Genomic DNA, 24,830 nt, shown 5'->3' on the forward strand with positions numbered 1-24,830 from the left:
TTATTCCTTTTACTCAATAATTAAATAATCTTTATATTCTGCATTTGATATTTGTAATTCTTCAATTAGAAATTTTTTTCTGTGGTACCACTTACCGTATATAATTTCTTTGCCACCAATTTTCCAAGCTTTATAACCTGTCCAGTCTGGTCTACTACTATTTTCAATTTTACCATAATTGCTGATTACATAATTATAAAGTAACTGTTTTTTACTTTCCTCATTATCCGTTCCATTTAATACTCCAACTATAATTCCAGCAATTTTATCATTGACAATAAACGCTTGAATAAAAGAATTACCTAGATTTGAATTAGGACAAAAACGATCAATCCCTGTTGAAACAGTTGTGACATCATTTGGTTCCTCTGCATTTTCTTTATCTGTCTCGATAGGTCCAAAATACTTTTCAATTTGAGATTTGTTGCCACCAATGTTAATAGAAAGGAAATCGCATGCAAAACTAGCCTTGTTTACAACTAAAAGAAATACCAAGGAAATGGATGTTACCTTTAATATCTGCATAATTTTTTTTAAAATTTTATTCATATTTTAATTTGGCATAACCATCACTGTTTCTAACGGAATAATTATTTCTTCCTCACCGTCATAATCATCAAGTTCCGTACCTTGGGCAACCATGATTCCGCAGGCATATATCTTATAAGCTGTTCCTAATGATTGAGAATTATTAGATGTTTTTTTAATGCTTGAACCAGTTCCAAGATAAGGCGCACTTCCAATATTAACTGAAAAAAATTCATACCTGAATCTTTTTAGATATTCTTTTTCTTTTGTAAGCTTTTCCATGACTTTGGCATCACCCGAGGTAAGGGGATCTACATCACTCGGAGTTCCAAAAATAGGCTCAATCAGCTTTCCAAAATTTTGATTGACAACATGATGGGTTACTTGAAAATCTGCTCTTTTAATATTTCTAAAGCTTTTAAAGCAATTTGTTTCTGTTACGTTTATTTGATTTCTTGGTAATGATCTGTCATTTGTATGTCTAACATTCCCTCCCTCATCTGCTTTTAAAGAGCTTAAATATAAATTATGAGCATTCACTTCATCGACTGTAGCTTTTTCTCCAGGTCCAGGTATGTTGTCTTCATGTATCCATGGTCCCAAAAATTGATTAATTATTTTTTTTCTCCCTCTAAAAGGCCCGTTTCTGCTACATAAAATGCCTGTTGGTATTGATCACTAGTATTGTTGCTTTGATGATCTCCTGAAGAAATAACTATTAAAGCTCCACCCATAAGTGACATCACAAGCAAAAGTATAAGTGACAGAACTAGAGCAAATCCTTTTTCATTTTTATTCATCATTTTTATCCTTAACTACCAATATTTCTAGTATTCACAGTGACGACAACTGAGTCTCTTAAATACTTATCTATAAATTTACGGGTTCTCTCCCCAAGTCCTTTTACAAATCTTGGATTGTCATCTTTTGCATTGAATCTATAAAACTCATTTTTTGATCTAAAAGTTAATCTTATATCTACAGCTTTAATATTATAAAGATTTTCTCTACTACTTGTGTCTGGTCTTGGAGGAGGATTGATAATTCTTCCTTGCTGATCAAAAACTATAAACTCCATATCCACAAGATGATCTCTAATTAATTCACCGGAGAAACATTCTGCACAACTACTGGACCAGTTACCTGTTACACTTTCACTAGACTGTATCCAACTTTGTTTTGATTTATAAACAGCATAATATTCATTATCCCCACTTGGTTTAGCGTAGTAAGTAACTCTATACCGCTTGTAAGGTTGTGCATCATTTTGATTGAAGTCCCCGTAAACTATATGAATTTTATCACAACATAAATCTGCGTCATCGTTTTTAGAGGTGGCTATATCTGACTCTGCTGCATCTCCTAATGTATCTTTGATTACTATAATTGGATCATGGCTTGTTTCTATATCGCTACTACCAGAAATGTATTCAAGATTATCTTGTTTTGATATGTCATCAGTATTTACACCATAGTGATATTTAAAGCCTGCCAACCTAATATCTCTAATCAACATTGCAACAATATCTCTTCCAGAACGACTTATTTTTGCACGGTCTGTGACTTGAGTATAACTACTATTTACAATGCTGTAAGTTGTATACATCGCTCCCATCATAATAGCTGAGATAACCACTCCAATCATAATTTCTATTAGAGTTATTCCAGCAATATCTTTTAATTTATTTTTTTTCATCATTATTTAAGTTGGTAATCAGCAGTGAAATATAAAAATCTTCTTTTCTTTCCATCGTTCATATTAACTTGCACTCTACCTATGAACATCTCATCATAAACCTCAGCATGAATATCTGACTCGTCTTCTTTATATGATGAAGTATAATCACATCCTGTTTTACATATTTGAAAAATTTTTACATCTTTAATATCTTTTTCACTTTTACATTTAAGGTATCTGTCAGTTTTAAAAATGCTATTCCATTTTTCTCTTTTATTTTCCGCAGCATCTTCCACAGCTGTCTCATAAATTGATTTTATTGAATCAATGGTGTTTTTTTTCGGACCACATGCCTCGATCCTTTCAAAACTAGTATTCGTTATTTTGTGGGCTATAACATCTTCTGCTATCATGCTTACTAAATAGTTTGCCTTGGTTCTTTCGCTAGAGCTATCAATCGATTGAACCGAAAAGTTGACCATTTGAAAAATAGCAACAAATCCTATTCCTATAATTGCGGTGGAGATTAAAGACTCTAAAATAGTGATTCCTGATTGTCTTTTTCTTTTATTTGAAAATTTAATCATTTTATTTATTGTAAAATCCATTCTGATTTGGATTTGCTCCATTTTTCTAAAGTAATATTGCCAAATCTAGACCAATTTAATGCAAATAAATTATCTTGATTTAGATCGTTTGGATCTCCATCTTCTTTAACATCACATTTTATTTCTTTAACTTCACAAATATAAAACGCTCCTGATGATTCAAATTCTTCAGCAGTGCTATACCAAGACCCATCTTTAGAAAAACAAACGGTTCCTGATTTGTCTTCAAAATTTACTGCTATGTCGTCAAATTGTAAGGAGCTAACTTCTAATTTATTAGATTTAATTCCTTCATCCATCCCTTTATCATCCCAATCCTGAACAAGAGCACATCTTGAAGTTTGGTCAACATTCCAAGCATCCTCACTGTAATTAATTTTTTGTGCAAGGTTACTCAGTTTCATACCCTTCGAGATAACCACGACTTCGCCGTCTTCTGTTGCTGTTACTTCTACTTGGACAAATCCATACAATCCTCTTTGAACTTGAGAATTAATATTTGTGAATAAGCTTTTTATTTCTATAGCGGCTCCCCTTACTTCTCTTGCTTTTTTCCAAGACGAAAAATTTGGGTAAGCTGCTGCTGATATTACGGATATAATTGCAATCACAACCAAAAGCTCTATGAGATTAAAACCTTTAATGTTCTTTTCCTGCACCTGGATCAATTTTCCCATTATTAACAAGTTCATCTAATGATTTTTGCATTGTAATCATACCATCACGAACTGACGTTTGCATGATACTTGGGATTTGGTGAATTTTAGCTTCACGTATTAAGTTTTGTATTGGAGCTGTACATTTCATAACTTCAAAAGCAGCCACTCGGCCTTGACCATCTTTTGTTTTTATTAATCTTTGAGTTACTACCATTTTTAATGAAGTGGAAATTTGCGCACGAATTTGTGCTTGTTGTTCTGGAGGAAATACATCAATAATTCTATTAATAGTATTGGGCGCTCCACTAGTATGCAATGTTCCAAAAACTAAATGACCTGTTTCTGCAGCAGTTAAGGCAAGACCAACTGTTTCAAGATCTCTCATCTCTCCCACTAAAATAACATCTGGATCTTCACGCAAAGCTGCCTTTAAAGCACTTGCAAATGATTGTGTTTGTTTTCCAACTTCACGCTGTGAAACAATACTTTTTGCATCTTTGTGCACAAACTCCACCGGGTCTTCAACTGTAATAATATGCGCTGTTCTTGTTTTGTTAATTTCATTAATAATTGCTGCAAGTGTAGTTGATTTTCCAGACCCTGTTGGTCCTGTAACTAGAACTAACCCTTTATGCATATCAATAATATCATAAAGAACATCTGGTAAATCAAATTGTGACATTTCAGGAATGACACTTTCCACTCTTCTAAGAACTGCAGCAGGCCCTCTAATTGTTTTATAAAAGTTAGCTCTAAACCTTAATCCGCTTAACATTACAGCAGAATCTAATTCATGCGTTTCTTGAAATTTTTTTGTTTCTGTTTCATTGCAATTTGTCGACATAAGATCTTGAAGATCTTGTGCTTTTACAAGAATATCTTTAACCGTCACTACTTCACCTGTTTGTCTATAAGCTAACGGTGAGCCACTTCGAATATGAAAATCGGAAATTTTTTTATTATTTTTTGCTAATTCTTCTAATTTTTCAAACATCTGTATTTTTTATACAATAAAAAAGAATATTACCATTAGAGGTCACCCAATTTGGGCTTGCTAACAGTCCAAAAAAAAAACTGGAATGTATTAATACATCTTCATGTTCAAAATTTTAAAGAAAACCAAATACACAAACACGTTAAATTTTTTTTTGGGAAAAATAAATTATTAACTATAAAAGGTGTTCTTAAGCCTAAGATATTTTTAGTTTTATTTAGTTTATTTTTTTCATCTCTAGCCCTTGCTGCAGCTTTAACAGTAACTTGGGTGGATGGTCGTATTCCATCTGGAAACGCAAACTGTACAAGTTCTCAAACTGGCGCTTCTCTCGTAAATGACAGAACGACGGATCCTAATGATGTTCAATTTAGTGATGATGGTCTTCAAGTATTTACAGCAAATCCTGCTATGCAATCAAATCTTAACTTATCTATGAATAAGTTAAGCACACCTTTTGATCTGACCTCAGTTAAAACTGATAATGGCAGTAATGATTGTGATGATCTAGATGGTTTTTTACCTTCAAGTATAGCTAGTGGAGCAATGCATGTACAATTAGAAAATATACAGATTGTATCAAGTGGTAGAAAATTTTTTATATTGGATATACATGGAGAGTTAGGTAGGTTTGATTTATCTACACCAAATGATTTTTCAACGGCAACTTATGTTGGAAAACTTTCCTTTTTAAATGAAAAAGATTCTTTTGCGCTAAATAGAGATGGAACAAAAGTTTTTACATTAAATTCTACAGATAATGCTCCAGTAGTTACCACTTGGTCTTTGCCTGGTCCTTACGATGTTTCTTCAAAGACAAAAATAAGTGAATTAGATTTAACATCTTTAGGTCTTGAATTAACAGCAGGTCCAAATGATATAGGACGTGATATTGAATTTAATGATACTGGGAGTGCTATGTTTATTTTAATGTCAAATGATGCTGCACCTAGAGATAAAAGTTATATTCATCATTTTAGATTAGGAACAAATTATGATGTATCAACAGCAACATTTGTTGGAAAATGGAATGTTGGTGATTTTGGTAATACGCCAACAGGCTATGGAATGCCAAGAGGATTTTCTTTTTCAAGCGATGGAATGCATATGTACATCGTTCAAATTCAAGCTGGGGCTGGGGTAGATCAGATAAATCAATATAATTTAGAGTGTCCTTATGGGTTGGTAGAATGTACATCTGATGCAAGTGCCTCAGTTAGTTCTCAAGCTGAATTAGCTAATCAAAATATAAGTTTAAATGTTTCAACTATTTTTAAAAGATTTGAATGGATAAAAAGAAATAGAAAGAATGAAAATTTATCTAGTCATAATATTAATATAAACTATTCTAATCCTTTGTTAAAATCTTTAGCAAGTAAGTTTGAACCTTCATTGACAAATAATTTGGTATCACTTGTAAGCAATACTTTAAATAAAGACAAAAAGAAGAAATCTAAATGGTCGTCATGGAGTATAGTCGATGTATCAATAGGAGATTTTGAGGAAACACTTTTAGATAAAGGAAAAGCCATTAAAACAAAGGGTATAACATTTGGTTCAGATAGAAAAATTGGAGATAATAAGTTTTTTGGCTTGGCATTAAGGTATGCGGATAGTGCATCAAATATTAGACGTTCTTTTCAAAATGTTGATCTGGAGTCTTTAACATTGAATATTTATGGTACTACTCCCGCAATCAACAACCAGTATATAAATACAGTCTTGGGCTTAAGTGCCTTAAAATTTGATAATAAGCACTCAGGGAAAACATCGGGTGAACGGAATGGAAAACAAGCATTTGCATCCGTTAATTACAGAAGTAAAAATACATTTAGTAAGCTCAATATTACTCCTACAGGAAAACTTACTTATGGAGTGACGCAATTATCTGAATTTACAGATTTTATAAGCAAAACTATAGATACGCTAGCTCAAGAAGATATTCGTTATCACGAGGATACATTTGTAAGTGGTGAATTTGCAGGTGGTCTTTTATTTGAAATGGAAAAATATGAGAATGAAAAAGAGGGAACGACTTTCCAACCCATGGGAGGAATTGAAATTATTTATGATCTAAGCGATGATATTACTTACGAATATCAAAGGCTAGCCTCAACTAGTGTAAATAAAGAAACGATTACTAAATATTATAATAAGAAATTAAAAACTAACATTGGTTTTGAGCATATAGTTGAAAATGGCTTCACCATATTTGTAGATTATCAAAAGATGATTAGTTTAAATGATGATTGTGAAAGTTGTGTTCACGCAGGAACAGGTAGAACTTTTAAAAATGAAAGTTTTATAATTAAAATTAGTAAATCAAAAGAAGAAGATTCACAATTTGCTTTTGATTTCGAGCCTTTATCAAATAATTCTGCAAAATTAAGCTACACAAAAAACATCAATAATTTTAATCTTAAATTAAACTCTAATATGGATTTATTTACTCAAAGTTCTGACTATGGTGCAAATTTAGAAATTTCAAGTAAATTTTAATGAGTAAAATAAAAATATTTTTTTATTTAGTGTTAGCTTTTATTTTTTATAAAGGCTTTGTTGCATTTCAAAATTTTGAAATTGGTGTTGCTGACAGAGTAGCTGATATAGAAGAAAAAGCAGATTTTGAAAAAAAAGGTGAAGTAATTGGTCTCATGATGTATTTGGGTGACCCACCAAAATTATATGAACATTTATTAACTAAGAATAAATCTAGGTGTTTGGAAATGAAACAAATGGCTGAAGAAAACTCATCTGCGTACTATGAATGTGAAAGAGTGAATGCCGTCCTTAAAGGTAGAAAAATTGTAAGCATCATTAATAAAATTGAAGTTATAGAATAACTATTAAATTAAAATTTTAAATTATAATTTAAATTTGCTTGCAGTCCGCCTGTATCTTGACTTGTTTGCAGTCCGTCTAATGACATTAAAAAAATATTATTTTCTGAAAATTTATACTCGTAATTTATACCTGCAGATAAACTTAATTCTTTTTTTAAATCATTGTTCTGAGAGTAAGATCCCTTTACCCCATTTACATAAAAAACTTGTACATTATCATCAATGACTGATCTAGCATCAGCTATCCATGAAAAATAAAAATTTGTTTTTTCATCATTTATTATTTCGTATTCATCACTTAAAGCTATTGATCCATTATAAATATCTTTCTCTTCCCATGTAAAATATTTACTTTCTTCGTGTGAGGGCGTGTAGGAATAACCAAAATTGAAACTTATATCTGGAAGAGAACTATTCATACTTGAATTAGAAAATAAATTATCCAGGTTTGTCTTAGCTCCCATTAAAAACTGATAATTTTCATATGAATCTGTAACATTTAAGTCACCAGTTGTTGTTGTGTTGGTTAAAATGTTTCTCTCACTTTTATTATAATTTGCTCCTCCAAGTATGAATAATTCTGAGTTTGTATTAAAAATTTCAATTTCATTAAAATGCAATCCTGCTAAAAAACCATTTTTCTTAATATCGTGGTCTTGGGAAATATTTAATAAGCCAGTCTCAACTGACACAATAAAATTTTTATTTTCTGATATAGGGTTGATGATATTTGCACCAACACTAGTTGTTTTACTGCCAAGCCTCAAGGTGCTTTTCTTTTCTTTTCTTTTATGAAATGAAGTGAATAATTCACCCCAAGCTTCGTTTTGATTTAAATATTCCTCACTTTTTTTAAAACGAGTAAGTGACTTTCTTATATTTAAAGATTTATAACTTAATGTCTCATCTAACATTTCATTACCAGCTTGACCAATGGATCCAGCTGAACCTTTGACAACTGGGTTACCATCCAAATCCTCTAAATCGTAAGTTCCATCTCCCGTTGTTTCGTAAAAATAACCCTGACCAGCACCATGTTGTAATTTAATAGTGTGCCCTGAACCTTCTATACTAATTTTACCTATTACTTTTCCTTTATCTTTTAAATTTACCGTGACACCACTTCCATTTAATCCAAGTGCGAAACCATCAACACCAGCTTTATTTTCTATTGTACCACTATTTGTAAATGTTGCAGTTGAAACTGCGGAAACAAAAACTGTTGATCCTCTGAAAGCATTTTCATTGTCATTATTATTATGGATGTATCCTCCAGAATTATTTATTATAGTTATATTATCTGTATCATCTTCAGATTTGACAGCATTGCTAGGTGTATTTGATCTACTAATATCTTCTGCATAAATCTCTCCAGAATTATTTATTGTTACATTGTTAGCGTCATTATCATTGGTTGCTGTAACGGTAATTGTATTGGTATTACTTTTAATAATACCACCTGCGTTATTTGTAATATTGGAATTTGTAGCATCGAGTAAGTTTATAGCTTTAGAATTACCGGCGCTGATAGTTCCTGAGTTAGTTACAGTTAAGCCTGATTGGTTTTTTCCCTGAATTGTATTTGAGGAAAGTGCGCCATTAGAAAAAATTGAAGATCCAGACTCAACTGTTACAGTTCCATTATTTTTTGTAAAAATATTTACTGTTTGTGATGAGTCTGTTGATAAAGTGGTAGATTCTGAAATTGTTAAAGATGTGCCATTTGCATCGAATTTTTTTTGAGTGGTATTATTATTACTAGTACTATTTACAGTATTGTCTCCTGTTATATTTTCTGAATAGGCAGAACCCATAATAAAAGAACAAAATAAAAAAAATAGAATATAAAAATAATTGAGGAATTTTCTCCAAAAAAAAATCATGGTGAAAAATACTCTATAAATTATTTTTTATTAGCGCCTTTGCAATTGTATGTACCCAAACTGGGTAATAAAAATATAAAAATTTAGGTAAATTTTGCTTACTTGTTGCAACTTTTTATTCATATTAAAGTACAATTAGGATTATATTTGTATTATTTTAAATTAGTAGCTTGGGGTGCTGTTGGGGATGTTGCAGTTTCCTAATCAGACGATCTATCCGGTTGATCTACGCGCTCAATGTTTGATTAGCGAATATCACAGTAAGATAAATGTTTCTAGGAAGGATTAGTTTTGTTTTTAATTACACAGTCATTTGTTAGTATCTATTCATGTCAAAATTAATCATCAAAAAATGTGAGAAGTGCAATTGCCAGAATGAAACCGTGTATGCAAATTTTTTACTATATGGGTTTATGATTTGCGATTCTTGCAAAATTTCAGAGACTATTTTCCCCGTTTAGATTTTTTTAAAGTTGCCTACAAATAAACAAATTTATGTTTACTATAGTTTTCTTTTAAGGTTTATTAAAAACACAATATAACAAATGAACAAATTTTTAAAAAAAATTTTAATTATTTTAGCCGTAAGCTTTTTTAGCTTAACTGCCAACTCTATCTCTGCTGAATATTTTACTATTGGATCGGGCGCTTCTAATAAAATTAACTTTGTATTAGGAAATGCTATCTGCAAAATGATGGGAAAGTTACCATCTGAAGAACATGGCACAGGTAATAATTCTAAATCCTATCGTTGTACGGCACCATCGACTGGATCTGCTTCATTTAATTTAGACCAAGTTCAGGAGGAAAATTTTCAATTTTCTTTTGTAAGATCTGACAAGGTTAACGCTGTATTGTCACAGCAAGGGTCTGAAACTATTAAACCCTTCAAAGAAATTAGATCCGTTTTTTCTACCAGTCCTTATATTTTTCAAATTGTCGCTAGAAAAAAGTCAAACATTAAAGATTGGAAATCTTTAAAGGGTAAAAAAATACATATAGGGAAAGAAGGATCCGTTGAGAGAAAAACTTTTGATTTGCTCATGGATGCCAACCGAGTAAATAAAAGTTTTTTTGGAATTACGATAGAAGACGACAATATATTTAAGGCAGATGATATTTGTAGTAATAAATTAGATGCCGTGGGTCTTATAAGTGCAGTACCTAACCTAGAGATAGAAAAAGCAATAACTAAATGTGGGGCTTCTGTTTTGGATTTAAAAGATTCTAACCTCGATCATATAATAAAAAATAATACTTACTTTTCTTTAGTAGAAATTTCTAAAGACACCTACAAAAACAAAGAAAAGATTAAGTCTGTTAGCTTTGTCGATAATTTAATTACTCACTCTAATGTTTCTGAAGATACCGTTTATCATTTGGTCAAAGCTGTATTTGAAAACTTTTCTGACTTTCAAAAAGAACATGAAGCATTCGCTAAATTAAATATTCAACAAATGATTAGACAAGGAATTGCTGCACCCTTACATCCTGGTGCCATTAAATATTATAAAGAAAGAGGATGGATGTAGTTATTTGATATTTAATTAATAATATCAAAACTATCCAAATATTTATCGGAAATTGTAAGACCCAAGCCAGGCTTGTCATCCTCTAAATCGATAAAACCATTTTTAGGAGCAGGGTCGCCTTCAAATATATAATAGAAAAGTTCATTTCCAATCTCCACATCGTGCACTGGGAAGTACTCTGAAATAGGGCAATTTACATTGGCCATAGTTAAATGGTAGTTATGCATCTGTCCTGCGTGAGGAACAACTGGAACTTGATAAGCTTCCGCTAAAGCATTTATTTTTTGTGCGGCTGTTATTCCACCCACTCTATTAGTATCGTACTGAATATAACTGACTGCTTTCAAATCTAACAGTTGTTTAAATCCAAACAATGAAAACTCATGCTCTCCTCCAGAAATGGGAATCATGTTCATATTATTTAACTCGGCATACCCGTGAATATCATCTGCAATGACTGGTTCTTCTAACCACCTCGGATTAAATTTCATTAGCTTGGGCATCATTTGTTTGGTGTAATCCAGATTCCATCCCATATAACATTCAAGCATAAGATCTGTATCGTAACCAACCACTTCTCTTACCGCCTCTACTAGTTCTAAGTTTTTTTTCATACCTGAAATTCCATCTTTAGGTCCCCATCCAAATCTCATCTTAAACATGGTAAAACCTTCTTTGACGTACTTCTCTGCTTCTTGCTGAAGATCTTTAATTGGTTGGCTGTACAGCTTAGAAGCATACACCGGGATTTTTTCTTTGGTCCTACCGCCTAATAATTTAAAAACAGGTTTCTTAGTAATCTTTCCAATCAAATCCCAAATAGCAATATCGACTGCAGAAATTGCTGTCATACCAACCCCTTTTCTTCCCCAAGCTAATGTTCTTCGATACATTTTTTCCCAAAGATAAGCATAGTCAAAAGGGTCCTCATTAATTAACAATGGTTTTAAATAAAGATCGATTGTTTTTTTTACAATCTGAGGCGCCAAGGCTGCATTACCAATTCCTACAATACCGTCATCTGTTTCTATTTCACAAACAAGCCATTCATGAAATCTAAATGACCCCATATTGTCACCACGGTCATAAAGTAAATCTGAGGCGTTAGTACAAAAGTTTTTCTGAGGAGGGACAGTTTTCCCCTTCCACTGGTAGACGGTAGTTTTAATATCTTTAATTTTTGTCATTCATTAAACCGTGACTCATATCTAGAGCTATTTGAAAAGAATTTATTGTAGGCTCCATATTAGCAATATTTTTATCTGTAATATCGAATGCAGTTCCATGTGCAGGTGTTGTTACTGGAACGGACAATCCTCCAGATACAGTTACCCCTCTATCAAAGCCAAAAGCTTTAAGTCCACACTGTAAAGCATCGTGATACATGCCAATAATGCAGTCATACTCTTTATTCTTAAAGGCAGTAATGAAAGAAGTATCGCACGGCAAAGGGCCTCCCGCATTAATTCCCATTTTTTTAGCTTCCTCAATAGCTGGGATAATTTCATCTTTTTCTTCCGTTCCAAATTCTCCATGAGGATTTAGTGCTTGAACGGCTACTCTTGGATTCTTCATGCCACTCATTCGTAAAGTTTTATCAATTAATTTTATGGGTTTTAAAATATTTTCAATTGTGATGTTTTGTGCAACATCTTTTAATGGAATGTGGGAAGTGACACGAGCAGTCCAAAAATTGTCTACCACATTGAATTCGCAACAAAACTCTTTCATCCCTAGTTTCTCTTGCATAAATTCATGTTCATCGTTGTATTTGCAGCCACCTAAAATTAAACTAGTCTTATTCATAGGTCCAAAATTGATAGCGTGAATCTTTTTTTCTTTTGCTAAGTCAAGTGCGTAATCTAGGCTTTCTAAAACACTCGCACCCGATTCTGCATTAGCTATTTTTTTTTCATATGCTCTATTTTTACCATTAGTAATATCAATAAAAAATTTAGAACCTTTGCTAAAATCTATTTCATCAAAATTTTTTGCAGGGATTAAGTCTGTCTTTACTCCCGATGTTTTTTCTCCATCTTCCAGAATACTTCTTTCGCCGATCAAAACACAATTTGCCTTGTCTGTTATCTTGTCTGTAAGCAATTTTGTTACTAATTCTGGACCAATTCCAGAAGGATCTCCTAGTATAATTCCTATAGTTGGTTTGTTATTCATTTTTTAAGTGGCCTTTCTTTTTTTTAATACTTAATAGTTTATTATATTTTTTTACTTATCAAAATACTTATCCGTAATTTTATAATGACCAATTAGCGCATTTACAGCTTTATTCTCGTCTCGTTTTAACACATGCTTTAATATATCCGCATGTTCTGTATTAACTTGGCGTTTGTGATAGGATTTTTTTTGCTTAATTAATATAAACCTAAATCTTAAATTTAAATCATAAAGCTGTTCACAGAATTTAACTAAATACTCTGACCGACATCTATTAACTAAAGTCATGTGAAATTTTTTATGTATCATCTCCCAAGAGTTAGTATTGGATGGATCATACTCTTCCTTCCAGTCTCTTTTTTCCATTCTATGACATAAAACAATCAATTCTTCCTCCCATGAATCAATGCTCTTCTTGTTTTGCATGGATTTTCTAAAGGCTATTTCTTCTATCCATAATCTTGTTTTTAAAATTTCTTTAAAATCTTGGATAGTAGATTCTGTTGCAACAAATCCTTTTTGGTCTATTTTTTGTACTAAGTTATCTGCAACTAGCCAAGTCAGAGCTTCTCTAATTGGTGTGGATCCAACATTATAAATTTCTTTTAATGAATCAATTTTTAACTTTTCTCCTGGCTTTAATTCACCATTGATTAAAGACTTTTTAATTTGGTTATAAATTTGTGCGATATAAGAGGTGGGTCTCTCTTCAACTTCAGGATGCAAATCTAAAATTTTAGTATTTTTTTTTATAATACTCTGCTTCATAAAAATATCGTTTTTTTGTTGACTGTACCTGTATAAACGTTTTTAATCAAAACAATTAAAAACTAAAAAGGGGAGTCAATAATGATAAAGAAAAAACTACTTACAGTAGCGTTAGCAGCTCTAGTAATGGTTCTTGACATGCCAATTACCGAAATGAATGCTCAAGCTGGTTCGCATAGTAAAAAAGCGATCCAAGCTGTAACTCATGCAGGTTTTGGTGGTGGAACAGATGTAACTACTAGAATGATGCTATTAAGAGCTCGAAGAGTTCTGAAACAAGATATGCAATTAGTAAATAAAAAGGGTGGCGGTGGTGCTGTGTCTATGGACTACATGATGTCATTACCTGCTGATGGTCAGCATACTTTAACGTGGACAACAGGTCATGCTGTTTCTATGGCTTTAGGAAAAACTAAAGTGAAGCTAAGTGATATGCAACCTTTGGCTAGAGGAACAGATGATCCTCAGTTATTTGTTGTTAGTTGCAAATCTAAATTTAAAGACGGAAAAACTTTTGTGAAAATGCAAAAGAGCAAGTCTTTTTCTTATGGAACAACTCACACAGGTGGAATTGATGACGTAAGTGCAATTGCTTTTACTAAAAAAGGAAAATTAAAAGATCCTAAAATTGTTGCTTACAAAGGTGTATCTCCAATTAAAACAAACCTAATCAAGGGTGATATTGATGTGGGTGTTTTGAATTTAGGAGAAGCATTAACTGAAATCAACGAAGGTAAACTTTGTGTTGCTGTTGTATTGGCTAAAAAAAGAATGGCTAAGCTTTCAAAAGTTCCAACAGCCACTGAGCTAGGAATACCTGTTGCACTATCTACAGTTCGTGGATTTGTAACTAAAAAAGGTGTTTCGGCTGAACGAGCTAAAGAGCTTGAAAACGGAATGCTAAAAGCTATGGGTCATAACTACTACAAAAATTTCTTAACAGAAATTGGTTTAGACCAGACTAGTGTAGTTGGTGCAGACGAGTGGGGAAAGCAAATGGAAGATATGCTTAAAGAAATGACCGCTCAACTAAAAGCATTAGGTTACTTAAAATAAACCCAACTATATTCTCCCATGAATAAAGTTAAGGTACTTAAAAAGGGCAGATTTAATTCTGCCCTTTTTTCTTTGAATCCAGAATTTCTTTTATTATTATTTATATATTTATTTTGTATTGCTACTTATACATCTTCTTTGTATTTCAGTGAGGTTCCTCCTATTTTGATGAGAGGAATTCAACCAGCTACTTTCCCAAAGGGATTGATTGTACTGATCGCTTTTCTAAACTCTATTTTAACTTACCTCTATTTTACAACCAAAACAGCTTCTAATAAGGATCTTCCTCGCATATTTTACAAAACTATTTTTGGTCTATTTGTGTTTGTGTTTATCTCTCATTTTATAGACTTGTTTCTTGCTCTAATTATTTTTGCTTTTTTCATTTCCTATTGGTGGGGAGAAAAAAATATATTATTAATTTTATCTCTTTCTATTATATTTCCAATATTAGTATTTGTCTTATTCGAGGTGGTACTTGGCCTAAGATTTCCTTCTGGAATACTAACTAACCTGTACTATAACTAACTACTTATGACTGAAAACTTTCTTTACATGCTTGCGCCTATAATGAATGGTAAAATATTTTTAATTTTACTTTTAGGAACATTATTTGGTTTGATTTTAGGAGTTTTACCAGGCCTGGGTCCTACTACCGGTGGTGCATTAATATTACCTTTTACTATGACTCTAGAACCTCTTTCAGCAATTATTTTACTCACTTCTATTTATTGTGCAGGAACATATGGTGGAGCTATTACTGCTATATTAATTAATACTCCCGGCACTCCTGCTGCTGCTGCAACATGCTTAGATGGATATCCACTCGCACAAAAGGGAGAGGCTGCAAGAGCTTTGGGTATGGCAACTTTTGGCAGTGCCTTTGGAGGAATTTTTAGTGTGATAGTGCTAGTATTGTTTGCTCCAATTTTAGCAAATATTGCTTATGAATTTGGTCAACCTGAATATTTTGCCTTAGCTATTTTTGGCCTAACTATGCTGGCCTCCATTGGAGAAGGAAGCCCGGTTAAAAATTTACTAGCAGGTGCTTTTGGTATTTTGTTATCAACTGTTGGAAAAGACATTATGACCTCCGTTGACAGATTCACTTTTGGGGTTGGTCAATTGACGGAAGGGATTGGTTTTATTCCAGTCGTGGTTGGTCTTTTTGCAATAAGTGAGATGCTAGTTCAGTCAACATTAACTAATCAAATTTTTAAAAGAGTTGCGATGAAGGCTGTAAAACTTCCTACTAAAGAAGATTTTAAATATTGTTTTAAAACAATTTTACGTTCTTCTGGAATTGGTTCGTTTATTGGAATCTTGCCAGCAGAGGGTGGAACAGTTGCTTCATTGATTGGATATTCAGAAGCTAAAAGATGGTCTAAGAATCCAAGCAAATTCGGCAAAGGTGCAATCGATGGAATTGCAGGTGCAGAAACTGCTAATAATGCAGCGACTGGCGGAGCGATGGTCCCTACTCTTGCCTTAGGAATTCCAGGCAGCGCAACGACAGCGGTTATTTTAACAGGAATGATTATTCATGGATTAAGACCGGGTCCAGATCTATTTAAAGAGCAGCCAGAGTTTTTGTATGGGATTTTCGGAGCAATGTTTTTTGCAAATATTTTATTTTTTATTATGGGATTTTTCGGAGCAAAGCTATTTGCAAGAATTACATTAATTCCAAGTAGATTGTTATGGCCCATGATTTTTGTACTTTCTGTATGTGGTACCTACTCTCTCAATCAATCTTTTTCCGATGTATTGCTTATGATTATTTTTGGAGTCATTGGATTTGTTTTAAGAAAATTTGGTTTTTCAGTAGTTCCTATAATCATTGGTTTAATTTTAGGGCAACTAGTTGAACTTACATTGAGACAATCTTTAGTTATTTTTGATGGAAACTATTTATTATTTTTTACAAGACCTATTGTAGTTGCGTTCTTTGTACTATCTGTAATTGCCCTAACTTTTCCATATCTAAAAAAAAAGAAACATACCTATTTTAAAAACAAGAAAACAAACTAAAAGGAGAAATATGAAACTATTAAGAGTAGGAAATACAGGCAAGGAGAAACCAGCCTTATTGCATGAGGGTAAAATAAAAAGTTTAGAAGAACATATTCTAGATTTGGATCCGGCGACAATAAATTTTGATACTTTAGACAAGTTAAAAAAAATTGATGTATCGAAACTTCCTGACTTAGATTCTGATCAAAGAATTGGATCTTGTGTTAAGAATCCTGGCAAGTTTATTGCGATTGGCTTAAATTATTCTGATCATGCCGAAGAATCAGGCATGGCAATTCCCAAAGAGCCTATTATATTTCATAAAGCCACCAGTTCTATTGTGGGGCCCAATGATAATGTGGTTATGCCCAAAGACTCTAAGAAACTTGATTGGGAAGTAGAAATTGGATTTGTTATTGGAAAAGAAACCAAGAATATCACAGAGCAAGAAGCCTCAGATCATATATTGGGATATTGCATTGTGAATGATGTTAGTGAGAGAGAGTGGCAAATAGAAAGAGGTGGTAACTGGACTAAAGGAAAATCTGGGGACACATTTGGTCCCATTGGTCCCTACCTGGTAACCAAAGATGAAATCAAAGATATTAATAATTTATCACTTCAGTTAGACGTAAACGGAAAAAGAATGCAAACAGGCAGTACAAATAAAATGATTTTTAATTTTAATTTTATTTTATCTTATTTGAGTAATTTTATGTCTTTGCAGCCAGGAGATGTTGTTACCACAGGAACACCGCCTGGAGTGGGAATGGGAATGAAGCCGCCAGTTTTTCTCAAAAGAGGAGACAAAATTACCCTAGAAGTAACAGGGCTAGGAATGCAAAATCAAACAGTTGTTTAAGAAAGGAAAAAACATGAATCAAATTAATTTAAAAGATAGAACTGCCATTGTGACCGGAGGTGCTCAGGGATTTGGGCTTGCAATTACAGAGCGGTTTTTAGAATCTGGTGCAAACGTTATCATGTGGGATATTGATGAAGATACTAGTGGCAAAGTTTTAAAGGAAAAAAATAACCCTAAACTTTCTGCTGCAAAAATAGATGTAACTAATTTTGATCAAATTTCTTCTGAAATTGAAAAAATTTCTCACCAAACAAAGATTGATATTTTCGTAAACAATGCTGGCATCACAGGGAAAAATGCAACAGTCTGGGATTATCCTATTGATGAATGGAAGAAAGTTTTAGATCTAGACTTGAATGCAGTTTTTTATTGCTGCAAGGCAATCGCTCCACATATGATTAAAAATAATTTTGGAAGAATTGTTAATATATCTTCGATTGCTGGAAAAGAAGGAAATCCGAATGCCAGTGCTTACAGTACTGCAAAGGCTGGAGTTATTGGATTGACTAAATCATTAGGAAAAGAATTGGCTGATAAAAATATTGCAGTCAATTGCATTACCCCTGCGGCTGCAAAAACAAGAATTTTTGACCAAATGACCGAAGAGCATATTAATTATATGCTTTCTAAAATTCCTAGAAATAGATTTGCTAAAGTTGAGGAGCTAGCCTCTTTAGTTGCTTGGTTAGCCAGTGAAGAGAATTCCTTTTCTACTGGTGCGGTATTTGATTTGAGCGGTGGAAGAGCAACTTACTAATATATAAAAATATTATTTATATTTATCTTCAATTTCGTAATATTCATTAAAACCAACAATATCTCTTAGGTCGGAGAATTTTGAAACATTGGTATTGTAAATTTTGTTCTTCATATTTTGTAAAGATTCTTGCATTGTCTTAACGGAAGCACTCATTAAAGTTAAAGGGAAAACTGCAATCTTAAATCCAAGATCTTCTAGTTCGTTTATTTCAAGCAAGGGTGTTTCGCCATCTTCAATTAAATTAATCATGTGATGACCAGGAACTTCCTTGATCACCCTTTTCATATCTTCTTTAGATTTAATTGCTTCTACAAAAAGAATATCTGCACCAAGCTCTGAAAATTTTTGCATACGTTTAATTGCATCATCCAATCCTCTGGTTGCTATAGCATCTGTTCTGGCCATAACTAAAATATCTTTATTGTTCATTTTACTAGCATCTACTGCAGCTTTAATTCTTGAATTTGCCTCATCTGCTTCAACCACATCTTTTCCTTTAGTGTGACCACATTTTTTAGGCCATTTCTGATCTTCAATCATTATTGCTGCTGCACCTGCATCTGCAAATCCTCTGACAGTTCTATAAACATTTACAGCATTTCCATAACCTGTATCTCCATCAAAAATGATGGGTATGGAAGTAACGTTACAAATATTTCTTACCTGTTCAGCCATTTCCGAAAAAGAAATCAAACCTGCATCTGGCATTCCAAGTCTAGTAGAAGAAACTGCAAATCCAGACATAAAGCCTACATTTATTCCTTCTCGTTCAATTAACTTTGCAGATAAAGCATCGAAACAGCCAGGCATCACTACAATTCCTTTTTGGTCTAATAGTTTTTTTAACTTATCTGCTTTTGGTTTTGAATCTTGTGATGAAAATAATGTCATAATTTAAACGGTATATATAATGCAATTTGTGGAAATAAATAAACTAAAAAAACTGCGAATAACATAATAATAACGAAAGGAATAACACCCTTTGCAATTTCAGACATTTTTGCATCACATATTGCCTGTAGAACATAAATATTCAGTCCTACTGGCGGCGTGATCAACGCGCACTCGATCATTAAAGTAAAAATAATTCCAAACCAAATTAAATCAATGTTCATTGCAGCAATAGAAATTGCAAAAATAGGCATCATGATTAAAATCAAAGACAGGGTCTCCATTATAAAACCAAGAATAAGCAACGTAATACAAACTACTAATATAAACATCCCCTGTTCGCTTATATTGCTTACAATGATTGCAGATAGATCCTGAGGAATTCGATATAGAGATATTGCCTTACCAAAAATTTTAGCTCCGGCTATAATAATAAATATTGTAACTGTTGTTTTCATAGTCTCGAGACCAGCTTCAATAAATCCCTTAAGGTCTAATCTTTTTTTAACAACCACATATATAAATGAAATTAAAAAACCTATACCACCCGCTTCTGTTGGGGTATAGATCCCAGCGTAAATTCCCCCAAGCATTATGAAAGCCATTAAAAGTATTGGAAGTCCTTTTTTGGTATATTCTATTTTTTCCTCTCGAGTAGTTGTAACGTTAGTAACTTCCCTATTAAAAAAAATTACATATAAAACTGAAAATAATATGAAGAGTAGTGCCAACAATATTCCTGGACCGATACCTGCTAAAAACATACTCAATACCGATTCCTCGACTACAAAAGCATAAACAATCATTGGTATCGAAGGAGGAATTAAAATCCCCAGTGTTCCACCAGCAGCTAAAATACCTAAGCAAAAATTTTTATGATATCCCCTTTTAATCATTGCAGGATAAGCAACGGTTGAAATAGTTGCGGCAGTAGCTACAGAAGAACCGGAAATAGCTGCAAAAATACTACAAGAAAGAATAGTGGCAATTGCCAAACCTCCAGGAAAATTTCCTACCCAAGCTTGTGCAAAACCAAATAGATCGTCTCCAACTCCAGCTTTTAATAGGATATTTGACATCATTAGAAACATGGGAACGGCAAGAAGTATAAAATTGTCACCTACACTATAAAATGTTTGTGGAACCATTAATGGAGAGATATCTCCCAGTAACATTAATATTAGCCCTATAGATCCCAGTCCAAAAGCAATCGGAACACTTAAGAACAAAATTAAAAATAGTGAAAAAATAATTAGTGCAGTAGTCATTATTTTATAAATAACCTTATCTTTCTAACAAACTCTATTGAGGCTCTAATAACTAATAAAAAAAAGCAGAGCGGGATTGCAAGCTCAGTTAAAAAAGATGGAACATCTAAAATTGTTGAACTTGTTCTACCTACTTTTAAAGAATCGTAGGCAATGAGCCATCCATAGTAAACAACAAAGGAACTAAAGAACAAAATAAAAAGCATTGATATGAAGTCTAGTATTCTTTTTCCAGTTTCCCCGAGACGGTCGTAGATGACCGTAATTCTAATAAAATCATTTTTATGAAAAGAATACGTAAGAGCTAAATAGGTGGCCCAAATTTGTAAAAACCTAGATATTTCATTTACCCATATTGTAGGAGAGTTAAAAATATAGCGAGATATAACTTCAAACGAGACTATAAAACCTATCATGATAAATAAGCCTGCAGATAGGTAACCTGAATATTTTATAATTTTTTCTAAGTTCATTTTAAATACAACAAGCCCTACGCTATTAATAATAACGCAGGGCTTGAATAGATTTTATATTAAAGGTTGTTAGCTGCTGTAACTAACTTATCTCCAACTCCACCTTTTCCACCAGTTCTTTTGATGTAATCAGTGATTACTGAAGAAGAAGCTTTTTTTAACGCTTTAAGTTCAGCACCAGATAATTTTACGATCTTCATTCCATTATCTTTTGCTTCCTTATAAGCTCTGGCTTCTATTCCAGACATGTCATCTCTAACTGCTTTTTCTGCAACTTTTGATGCTTCGGTTACTGCTTTTCTTTGTTTCATAGTCAGTGAATTCAACCACTTTTTATTAGCAACAAGAACAAATTCAATATCACCGTGATTAGTTACTGTTAGAGTATCCATCACTTGATAAAGTTTTCTAGATTTAACTCCAGATACACCTGTCATTCCTGCATCCACAGTTCCTCTTTGGTAAGCTAAATATTGCTCAGAACCTGAAATTAAGGCAGGCTTAGCTCCAAGAGAGCTAACAAATGCACCTAGTGTTTTTCCAAATACTCTTATTTTTTTATTTTTAAAAGCAGCCGGAGTGTTCATCGGTGTTCCGTTAGATAACATCACAGCAGAACCATATGCCTGATAGTATAAAGGCACAGCTCCTGATTTTGAAATTGCTGGGTCTAACACTTGTCTAATTTTAGATCCAGATTTAGTTGCTTTTCTAATTTTCTTTTCTGAATCAAATAAGAATGGCAAATAAAAAACATCTACTTCAGGGTTTGTACCTGCAAACCTTGTAAGTGACGCCACGCCTGCCTCAATTGCCCCTGAGCCTACAGCTTGCGGAACTTCCTTATCTTTATAAAGTTGAGCAGAATCGTAGATTTCAACTTTGATATCTGATCGTTTCTCCAATTCTTTCTTAAAAACCAAAAGGTTTTGACCTAAATGGGCTTTTAAAGGAAGTTGAAGAGTAATTCTCATTTTAGTTTCTGCAAAAACTGCAGATGTAAACAAAACTAAAACAGAAGCTAATACTAATTGTTTAATTTTTTTCATTGTATCCCCTTATAGATTATTTTCTTAATTTAACATTACTTTGTCTCGGAATACAAGTTGGATTATTTATTCCAAGGGTGCTCAGAATTGGCATTTATATGGTACTTTTTAAGTGCAGACTTGAGTACTGATTTAGGAATTTTTCCTTGGTCGCAAAGGGCATCTAATGCTGCAATTACAATTTGTAATTTGTCTATTTCAAAAAATTTTCTAAGGTTTTTTCTGGTATCGCTTCTACCAAAACCATCTGTTCCTAATGCTACAAAAGAGTTAGATAAATAGGAGCTAATTAATTGAGGGTAAGCTCTTGTGTAATCACTGCTTGCAATGATTGGATCCTCGTTATTAATTAATTTTTGGACAAAGCTTTTTTCTTTTTTTTCAATTGCAGTTAATCGGTTTGATCGTTCAACTTCTCTTGCTTGTTTGGATAATTCTGTAAAACTAGTAATGCTATAAACATGACTTCCAATATTAAACTCTTCTTTTAAAATTTTAGCAGCCTCAATACTTTCTCTTAAAATAGGACCCGATCCTAGTAAATTAATATTTATTTCTCCATCATTTTTCTCAAATAAATAACCACCTTGAATAATTTGTTTTTGTATATTTTTGGGCGCTTTAGGATTAGCATATTTTTCATTTCCTACTGTGATATAATAAAATTCATTTTTACACTCTTCCATCATTCGTCTTGCACCATAATCAAAGATAGTTGCAAGCTCATAAGCAAAACAGGGATCGTAAGATTTTAAATTAGGAACGGTAGAGGCTATAATTTGACTAGATCCATCTTGATGCTGCAAACCTTCTCCTGATAAGGTTGTCTTCCCTGCTGTTGCTCCAATAAGAAAGCCTCTTGGCATTTGATCTGCTGCAGCCCATATTAAATCTCCGACCCTTTGAAATCCAAACATCGAATAAAAAATATAAAAAGGCAACATGGGAAAACTATGATTGGAATAAGAAGTGGCAGCGGCAACCCAGGATGAAAGAGCTCCCGCTTCGTTGATTCCCTCTTCTAATAACTGTCCATCTGTAGATTCTTTATATGACATGATTGTACTTGCATCTTCTGGTTCATAAAGCTGCCCCTCTGGAGAATAAATACCAACTTGTTGAAATAAATTTGCCATTCCAAAAGTCCGAGCTTCATCTGCAACAATAGGAACTAATCTTGGTCCAATCTCTTTGTTTCTTAGTAATCCACTTAATAGTCTTGTAATATTCATAGTAGTAGAAACGAGCCTGTCACTTCCATCGAAAGCAAATTGTGCATATTTTTCAACAGGTGGAATCTTAATAGAAACTTCTGTAAATTTTCTTTGAGGAATAAATCCTCCCAACTTAGCTCTTTTGCTCTTTAAATATTGGATTTCTTGAGAGCTTTCTTCTGGCTTATAAAATTTTAAATTTTCAATATCACGATCATTCATGGGTAAAGAAAATTTATCTCGAAAGACTTTTAACGCCTCAAAATCTAGTTTTTTAGCTTGGTGTGCAGTCATTTGGGACTCTCCCGCTTTTCCCATTCCGTAACCTTTTTTGGTTTTGGCTAAAATAACAGAGGGTTTGCCTTTTGTATTTATTGCTTGATTGTAAGCTGCATATAATTTCTTTAGATCATGCCCTCCTCTTTTAAGCGCATCTATATCTTCATCTGACATATGAGAAACTAACTCCATAACTTCTGGGTCTTCTCCAAAAAAATTTTTTATATTATAGGCGCCATCTCTTGCACCTAACGTTTGATATTTTCCATCCACTGTTTCTGCAAAACGTTTTAATAATAAATGTTTTTTATCAAGAGCAAACAATCGGTCCCATTCCGATCCCCACAATACCTTAATGACATTCCAACCTGCTGCTTTAAAAAGAGATTCCAATTCTTGTATAATTTGACCATTACCTCGAACAGGTCCATCTAGTCTTTGTAAATTGCAATTTACGATAAACGTTAAATTATCTAGTTTTTCTCTTGCGGCAAAGGATAAGGCTCCTTGACTTTCTGGCTCATCCATTTCTCCATCGCCAAATACCCCCCAGACGTGCTTGTCTGTTTTTAATAAATTTCTATTTTCTAGATACCTCATAAATCTTGCTTGATAGATAGAACTAATAGGACCAATTCCCATGGAGCCAGTTGGAAAACTCCAAAAGTCTGGCATTAAATAAGGGTGACAATAAGAAGAAAGTCCTCCACCATTTGCTTCATGTCTATAATTTTCTAACTGCTCTTTAGACAGCCTACCTTCAAGAAAAGCTCTAGCATAAACACCTGTTGAAGAGTGGGGCTGATAGAAAACCAAATCCGCATTATCTCCTCCTTTAAAAAAGTGATTAAACCCCACTTCAAATATTTCTGCACAGGATGCATAGCTGGCTATATGGCCTCCTACTTCTCCATATTTTTCATTCGCTCTCATTACCATTGCTAGAGCATTCCACCTTAGGATTGCGGTTATTTTTTCCTCAATCTCAAGATCGCCTGGATAAATTCCCTGCTCTTCTAAAGCTACTGTATTTCGGTAAAGAGAATAAGGAAGTGGCTCATATAAAATCCTTAACTCTTTTGCTCTTTGCTCAATTGCCTCTAAAATTTCTTTAGCACCTTCCTTACCCTCTCTTTGTACCACTCCTTCTAGAGACTGAATCCACTCCTCGATTTCTTGTGGATCCATTTTGGAAATACTATTTTTAGAAAAATTTTTTATATCCGAGCTCATAAATAAAGATTATATATTTTAATAATTTTAAAACCTTAAGCAATGGTACTTAATTAAGTAA

Annotated in this window: 24 protein-coding genes; 8 read left to right on the forward strand and 16 right to left on the reverse strand. The window is 33.1% G+C overall.

The features are described 5' to 3' along the window. Positions 1-9: 9 nt before the first annotated feature. From SAR11G3_RS01050 to SAR11G3_RS01075, 7 genes are read right to left on the reverse strand one after another with little or no spacing between them, the layout of a single operon-like run. The gene (locus SAR11G3_RS01050) at positions 10-549 is read right to left on the reverse strand and encodes a hypothetical protein (RefSeq protein WP_013694871.1); all 540 of its coding nucleotides are present in this window, start codon (positions 547-549) and stop codon (positions 10-12) included. A gap of 3 nt (positions 550-552) precedes the next feature. Next, positions 553-1,131, reverse strand: a complete 579-nt coding sequence (locus SAR11G3_RS01055; protein ID WP_013694872.1) for a hypothetical protein — start codon at positions 1,129-1,131, stop codon at positions 553-555. Positions 1,132-1,142: 11 nt separating this feature from the next. After that, positions 1,143-1,331: a PilX N-terminal domain-containing pilus assembly protein gene (locus SAR11G3_RS07440; RefSeq protein WP_013694873.1), complete on the reverse strand. Its 189-nt coding sequence runs from the start codon at positions 1,329-1,331 to the stop codon at positions 1,143-1,145. A gap of 8 nt (positions 1,332-1,339) precedes the next feature. Continuing rightward, positions 1,340-2,227 carry a PilW family protein gene (locus SAR11G3_RS01060; protein WP_013694874.1) on the reverse strand — a complete coding sequence of 296 codons (888 nt, stop codon included), beginning with the start codon at positions 2,225-2,227 and terminating at the stop codon, positions 1,340-1,342. Then, positions 2,227-2,793: a type IV pilus modification PilV family protein gene (locus SAR11G3_RS01065; protein WP_148225710.1), complete on the reverse strand. Its 567-nt coding sequence runs from the start codon at positions 2,791-2,793 to the stop codon at positions 2,227-2,229. Before SAR11G3_RS01065 ends, SAR11G3_RS01060 begins: the two co-directional genes overlap by 1 nt. A gap of 5 nt (positions 2,794-2,798) precedes the next feature. Further along, positions 2,799-3,491, reverse strand: coding sequence for a pilus assembly FimT family protein (locus SAR11G3_RS01070; RefSeq protein ID WP_013694876.1), 693 nt, complete (start codon positions 3,489-3,491; stop codon positions 2,799-2,801). After that, the gene (locus tag SAR11G3_RS01075; protein ID WP_013694877.1) at positions 3,454-4,467 is read right to left on the reverse strand and encodes a type IV pilus twitching motility protein PilT; all 1,014 of its coding nucleotides are present in this window, start codon (positions 4,465-4,467) and stop codon (positions 3,454-3,456) included. Before SAR11G3_RS01075 ends, SAR11G3_RS01070 begins: the two co-directional genes overlap by 38 nt. 57 nt (positions 4,468-4,524) lie before the next feature. Here SAR11G3_RS01075 and SAR11G3_RS01080 point away from each other — a divergent pair, with 57 nt between their 5' ends. Beyond that, positions 4,525-6,966 (forward strand): autotransporter outer membrane beta-barrel domain-containing protein, encoded by a 2,442-nt coding sequence (locus SAR11G3_RS01080; RefSeq protein WP_148225690.1) that lies wholly within the window; start codon positions 4,525-4,527, stop codon positions 6,964-6,966. Continuing rightward, positions 6,966-7,310: a hypothetical protein gene (locus SAR11G3_RS01085; RefSeq protein WP_013694879.1), complete on the forward strand. Its 345-nt coding sequence runs from the start codon at positions 6,966-6,968 to the stop codon at positions 7,308-7,310. Before SAR11G3_RS01080 ends, SAR11G3_RS01085 begins: the two co-directional genes overlap by 1 nt. Before the next feature lie 8 nt (positions 7,311-7,318). Here the strand turns inward: SAR11G3_RS01085 and SAR11G3_RS01090 are convergent, their stop codons facing one another. Next, entirely contained in the window at positions 7,319-9,124 is a 1,806-nt protein-coding gene (locus tag SAR11G3_RS01090) for a hypothetical protein (protein WP_158304707.1), read from the reverse strand. Between the two features lie 614 nt (positions 9,125-9,738). Here SAR11G3_RS01090 and SAR11G3_RS01095 point away from each other — a divergent pair. Beyond that, positions 9,739-10,725, forward strand: a complete 987-nt coding sequence (locus tag SAR11G3_RS01095; RefSeq protein ID WP_013694881.1) for a TAXI family TRAP transporter solute-binding subunit — start codon at positions 9,739-9,741, stop codon at positions 10,723-10,725. Between the two features lie 11 nt (positions 10,726-10,736). Here the strand turns inward: SAR11G3_RS01095 and SAR11G3_RS01100 are convergent, their stop codons facing one another. Genes SAR11G3_RS01100 through SAR11G3_RS01110 form a run of 3 tightly spaced genes read right to left on the reverse strand, consistent with a single transcriptional unit; the run spans position 10,737 to position 13,668 of the window. Next, on the reverse strand, positions 10,737-11,912 hold the full coding sequence (locus tag SAR11G3_RS01100) for an L-rhamnonate dehydratase (RefSeq protein ID WP_013694882.1): 1,176 nt from the start codon (positions 11,910-11,912) through the stop codon (positions 10,737-10,739). After that, positions 11,899-12,900 carry a 4-hydroxythreonine-4-phosphate dehydrogenase PdxA gene (locus SAR11G3_RS01105; protein ID WP_013694883.1) on the reverse strand — a complete coding sequence of 334 codons (1,002 nt, stop codon included), beginning with the start codon at positions 12,898-12,900 and terminating at the stop codon, positions 11,899-11,901. The genes SAR11G3_RS01100 and SAR11G3_RS01105 overlap by 14 nt, the downstream gene beginning before the upstream one ends. A gap of 51 nt (positions 12,901-12,951) precedes the next feature. Beyond that, entirely contained in the window at positions 12,952-13,668 is a 717-nt protein-coding gene (locus SAR11G3_RS01110; protein WP_013694884.1) for a GntR family transcriptional regulator, read from the reverse strand. An 81-nt stretch (positions 13,669-13,749) separates the two neighbouring features. Here SAR11G3_RS01110 and SAR11G3_RS01115 point away from each other — a divergent pair, with 81 nt between their 5' ends. From SAR11G3_RS01115 to SAR11G3_RS01135, 5 genes are read left to right on the forward strand one after another with little or no spacing between them, the layout of a single operon-like run. Next, positions 13,750-14,724 carry a Bug family tripartite tricarboxylate transporter substrate binding protein gene (locus SAR11G3_RS01115; RefSeq protein WP_013694885.1) on the forward strand — a complete coding sequence of 325 codons (975 nt, stop codon included), beginning with the start codon at positions 13,750-13,752 and terminating at the stop codon, positions 14,722-14,724. A gap of 18 nt (positions 14,725-14,742) precedes the next feature. Further along, positions 14,743-15,252 carry a tripartite tricarboxylate transporter TctB family protein gene (locus SAR11G3_RS01120; RefSeq protein WP_013694886.1) on the forward strand — a complete coding sequence of 170 codons (510 nt, stop codon included), beginning with the start codon at positions 14,743-14,745 and terminating at the stop codon, positions 15,250-15,252. A 6-nt stretch (positions 15,253-15,258) separates the two neighbouring features. Further along, the gene (locus tag SAR11G3_RS01125; RefSeq protein WP_013694887.1) at positions 15,259-16,755 is read left to right on the forward strand and encodes a tripartite tricarboxylate transporter permease; all 1,497 of its coding nucleotides are present in this window, start codon (positions 15,259-15,261) and stop codon (positions 16,753-16,755) included. 10 nt (positions 16,756-16,765) lie between these two features. After that, on the forward strand, positions 16,766-17,599 hold the full coding sequence (locus tag SAR11G3_RS01130; RefSeq protein WP_013694888.1) for a fumarylacetoacetate hydrolase family protein: 834 nt from the start codon (positions 16,766-16,768) through the stop codon (positions 17,597-17,599). 13 nt (positions 17,600-17,612) lie between these two features. Beyond that, on the forward strand, positions 17,613-18,359 hold the full coding sequence (locus SAR11G3_RS01135) for an SDR family NAD(P)-dependent oxidoreductase (protein ID WP_013694889.1): 747 nt from the start codon (positions 17,613-17,615) through the stop codon (positions 18,357-18,359). A gap of 12 nt (positions 18,360-18,371) precedes the next feature. Here the strand turns inward: SAR11G3_RS01135 and SAR11G3_RS01140 are convergent, their stop codons facing one another. From SAR11G3_RS01140 to aceE, 5 genes are all read right to left on the reverse strand, one after another. Continuing rightward, positions 18,372-19,253 (reverse strand): isocitrate lyase/PEP mutase family protein, encoded by an 882-nt coding sequence (locus tag SAR11G3_RS01140; protein ID WP_013694890.1) that lies wholly within the window; start codon positions 19,251-19,253, stop codon positions 18,372-18,374. Next, positions 19,250-20,521, reverse strand: a complete 1,272-nt coding sequence (locus tag SAR11G3_RS01145; protein ID WP_013694891.1) for a TRAP transporter large permease — start codon at positions 20,519-20,521, stop codon at positions 19,250-19,252. The genes SAR11G3_RS01140 and SAR11G3_RS01145 overlap by 4 nt, the downstream gene beginning before the upstream one ends. Then, on the reverse strand, positions 20,521-20,994 hold the full coding sequence (locus tag SAR11G3_RS01150) for a TRAP transporter small permease (RefSeq protein WP_041862297.1): 474 nt from the start codon (positions 20,992-20,994) through the stop codon (positions 20,521-20,523). Before SAR11G3_RS01150 ends, SAR11G3_RS01145 begins: the two co-directional genes overlap by 1 nt. A 59-nt stretch (positions 20,995-21,053) precedes the next feature. Continuing rightward, on the reverse strand, positions 21,054-22,043 hold the full coding sequence (locus SAR11G3_RS01155) for a TRAP transporter substrate-binding protein (RefSeq protein ID WP_013694893.1): 990 nt from the start codon (positions 22,041-22,043) through the stop codon (positions 21,054-21,056). Between the two features lie 62 nt (positions 22,044-22,105). Then, positions 22,106-24,769: a pyruvate dehydrogenase (acetyl-transferring), homodimeric type gene (gene aceE, locus SAR11G3_RS01160; RefSeq protein WP_013694894.1), complete on the reverse strand. Its 2,664-nt coding sequence runs from the start codon at positions 24,767-24,769 to the stop codon at positions 22,106-22,108. Positions 24,770-24,830 lie beyond the last annotated feature (61 nt).

This window comes from Candidatus Pelagibacter sp. IMCC9063 (genome assembly GCF_000195085.1).
GTDB lineage: Bacteria > Pseudomonadota > Alphaproteobacteria > Pelagibacterales > Pelagibacteraceae > IMCC9063.

What these genes read in the sequence shown, in the direction of transcription:
- SAR11G3_RS01050 (WP_013694871.1), bottom strand. Translation starts at nt 549, where the DNA reads ATGAATAAAATTTTAAAAAAAATTATGCAGATATTAAAGGTAACATCC.
- SAR11G3_RS07440 (WP_013694873.1), bottom strand. Translation starts at nt 1,331, where the DNA reads ATGATGAATAAAAATGAAAAAGGATTTGCTCTAGTTCTGTCACTTATA.
- SAR11G3_RS01060 (WP_013694874.1), bottom strand. Translation starts at nt 2,227, where the DNA reads ATGATGAAAAAAAATAAATTAAAAGATATTGCTGGAATAACTCTAATA.
- SAR11G3_RS01065 (WP_148225710.1), bottom strand. Translation starts at nt 2,793, where the DNA reads ATGATTAAATTTTCAAATAAAAGAAAAAGACAATCAGGAATCACTATT.
- SAR11G3_RS01070 (WP_013694876.1), bottom strand. Translation starts at nt 3,491, where the DNA reads ATGGGAAAATTGATCCAGGTGCAGGAAAAGAACATTAAAGGTTTTAAT.
- SAR11G3_RS01075 (WP_013694877.1), bottom strand. Translation starts at nt 4,467, where the DNA reads ATGTTTGAAAAATTAGAAGAATTAGCAAAAAATAATAAAAAAATTTCC.
- SAR11G3_RS01085 (WP_013694879.1), top strand. Translation starts at nt 6,966, where the DNA reads ATGAGTAAAATAAAAATATTTTTTTATTTAGTGTTAGCTTTTATTTTT.
- SAR11G3_RS01090 (WP_158304707.1), bottom strand. Translation starts at nt 9,124, where the DNA reads ATGGGTTCTGCCTATTCAGAAAATATAACAGGAGACAATACTGTAAAT.
- SAR11G3_RS01095 (WP_013694881.1), top strand. Translation starts at nt 9,739, where the DNA reads ATGAACAAATTTTTAAAAAAAATTTTAATTATTTTAGCCGTAAGCTTT.
- SAR11G3_RS01100 (WP_013694882.1), bottom strand. Translation starts at nt 11,912, where the DNA reads ATGACAAAAATTAAAGATATTAAAACTACCGTCTACCAGTGGAAGGGG.
- SAR11G3_RS01105 (WP_013694883.1), bottom strand. Translation starts at nt 12,900, where the DNA reads ATGAATAACAAACCAACTATAGGAATTATACTAGGAGATCCTTCTGGA.
- SAR11G3_RS01110 (WP_013694884.1), bottom strand. Translation starts at nt 13,668, where the DNA reads ATGAAGCAGAGTATTATAAAAAAAAATACTAAAATTTTAGATTTGCAT.
- SAR11G3_RS01115 (WP_013694885.1), top strand. Translation starts at nt 13,750, where the DNA reads ATGATAAAGAAAAAACTACTTACAGTAGCGTTAGCAGCTCTAGTAATG.
- SAR11G3_RS01120 (WP_013694886.1), top strand. Translation starts at nt 14,743, where the DNA reads ATGAATAAAGTTAAGGTACTTAAAAAGGGCAGATTTAATTCTGCCCTT.
- SAR11G3_RS01125 (WP_013694887.1), top strand. Translation starts at nt 15,259, where the DNA reads ATGACTGAAAACTTTCTTTACATGCTTGCGCCTATAATGAATGGTAAA.
- SAR11G3_RS01130 (WP_013694888.1), top strand. Translation starts at nt 16,766, where the DNA reads ATGAAACTATTAAGAGTAGGAAATACAGGCAAGGAGAAACCAGCCTTA.
- SAR11G3_RS01135 (WP_013694889.1), top strand. Translation starts at nt 17,613, where the DNA reads ATGAATCAAATTAATTTAAAAGATAGAACTGCCATTGTGACCGGAGGT.
- SAR11G3_RS01140 (WP_013694890.1), bottom strand. Translation starts at nt 19,253, where the DNA reads ATGACATTATTTTCATCACAAGATTCAAAACCAAAAGCAGATAAGTTA.
- SAR11G3_RS01145 (WP_013694891.1), bottom strand. Translation starts at nt 20,521, where the DNA reads ATGACTACTGCACTAATTATTTTTTCACTATTTTTAATTTTGTTCTTA.
- SAR11G3_RS01150 (WP_041862297.1), bottom strand. Translation starts at nt 20,994, where the DNA reads ATGAACTTAGAAAAAATTATAAAATATTCAGGTTACCTATCTGCAGGC.
- SAR11G3_RS01155 (WP_013694893.1), bottom strand. Translation starts at nt 22,043, where the DNA reads ATGAAAAAAATTAAACAATTAGTATTAGCTTCTGTTTTAGTTTTGTTT.
- aceE (WP_013694894.1), bottom strand. Translation starts at nt 24,769, where the DNA reads ATGAGCTCGGATATAAAAAATTTTTCTAAAAATAGTATTTCCAAAATG.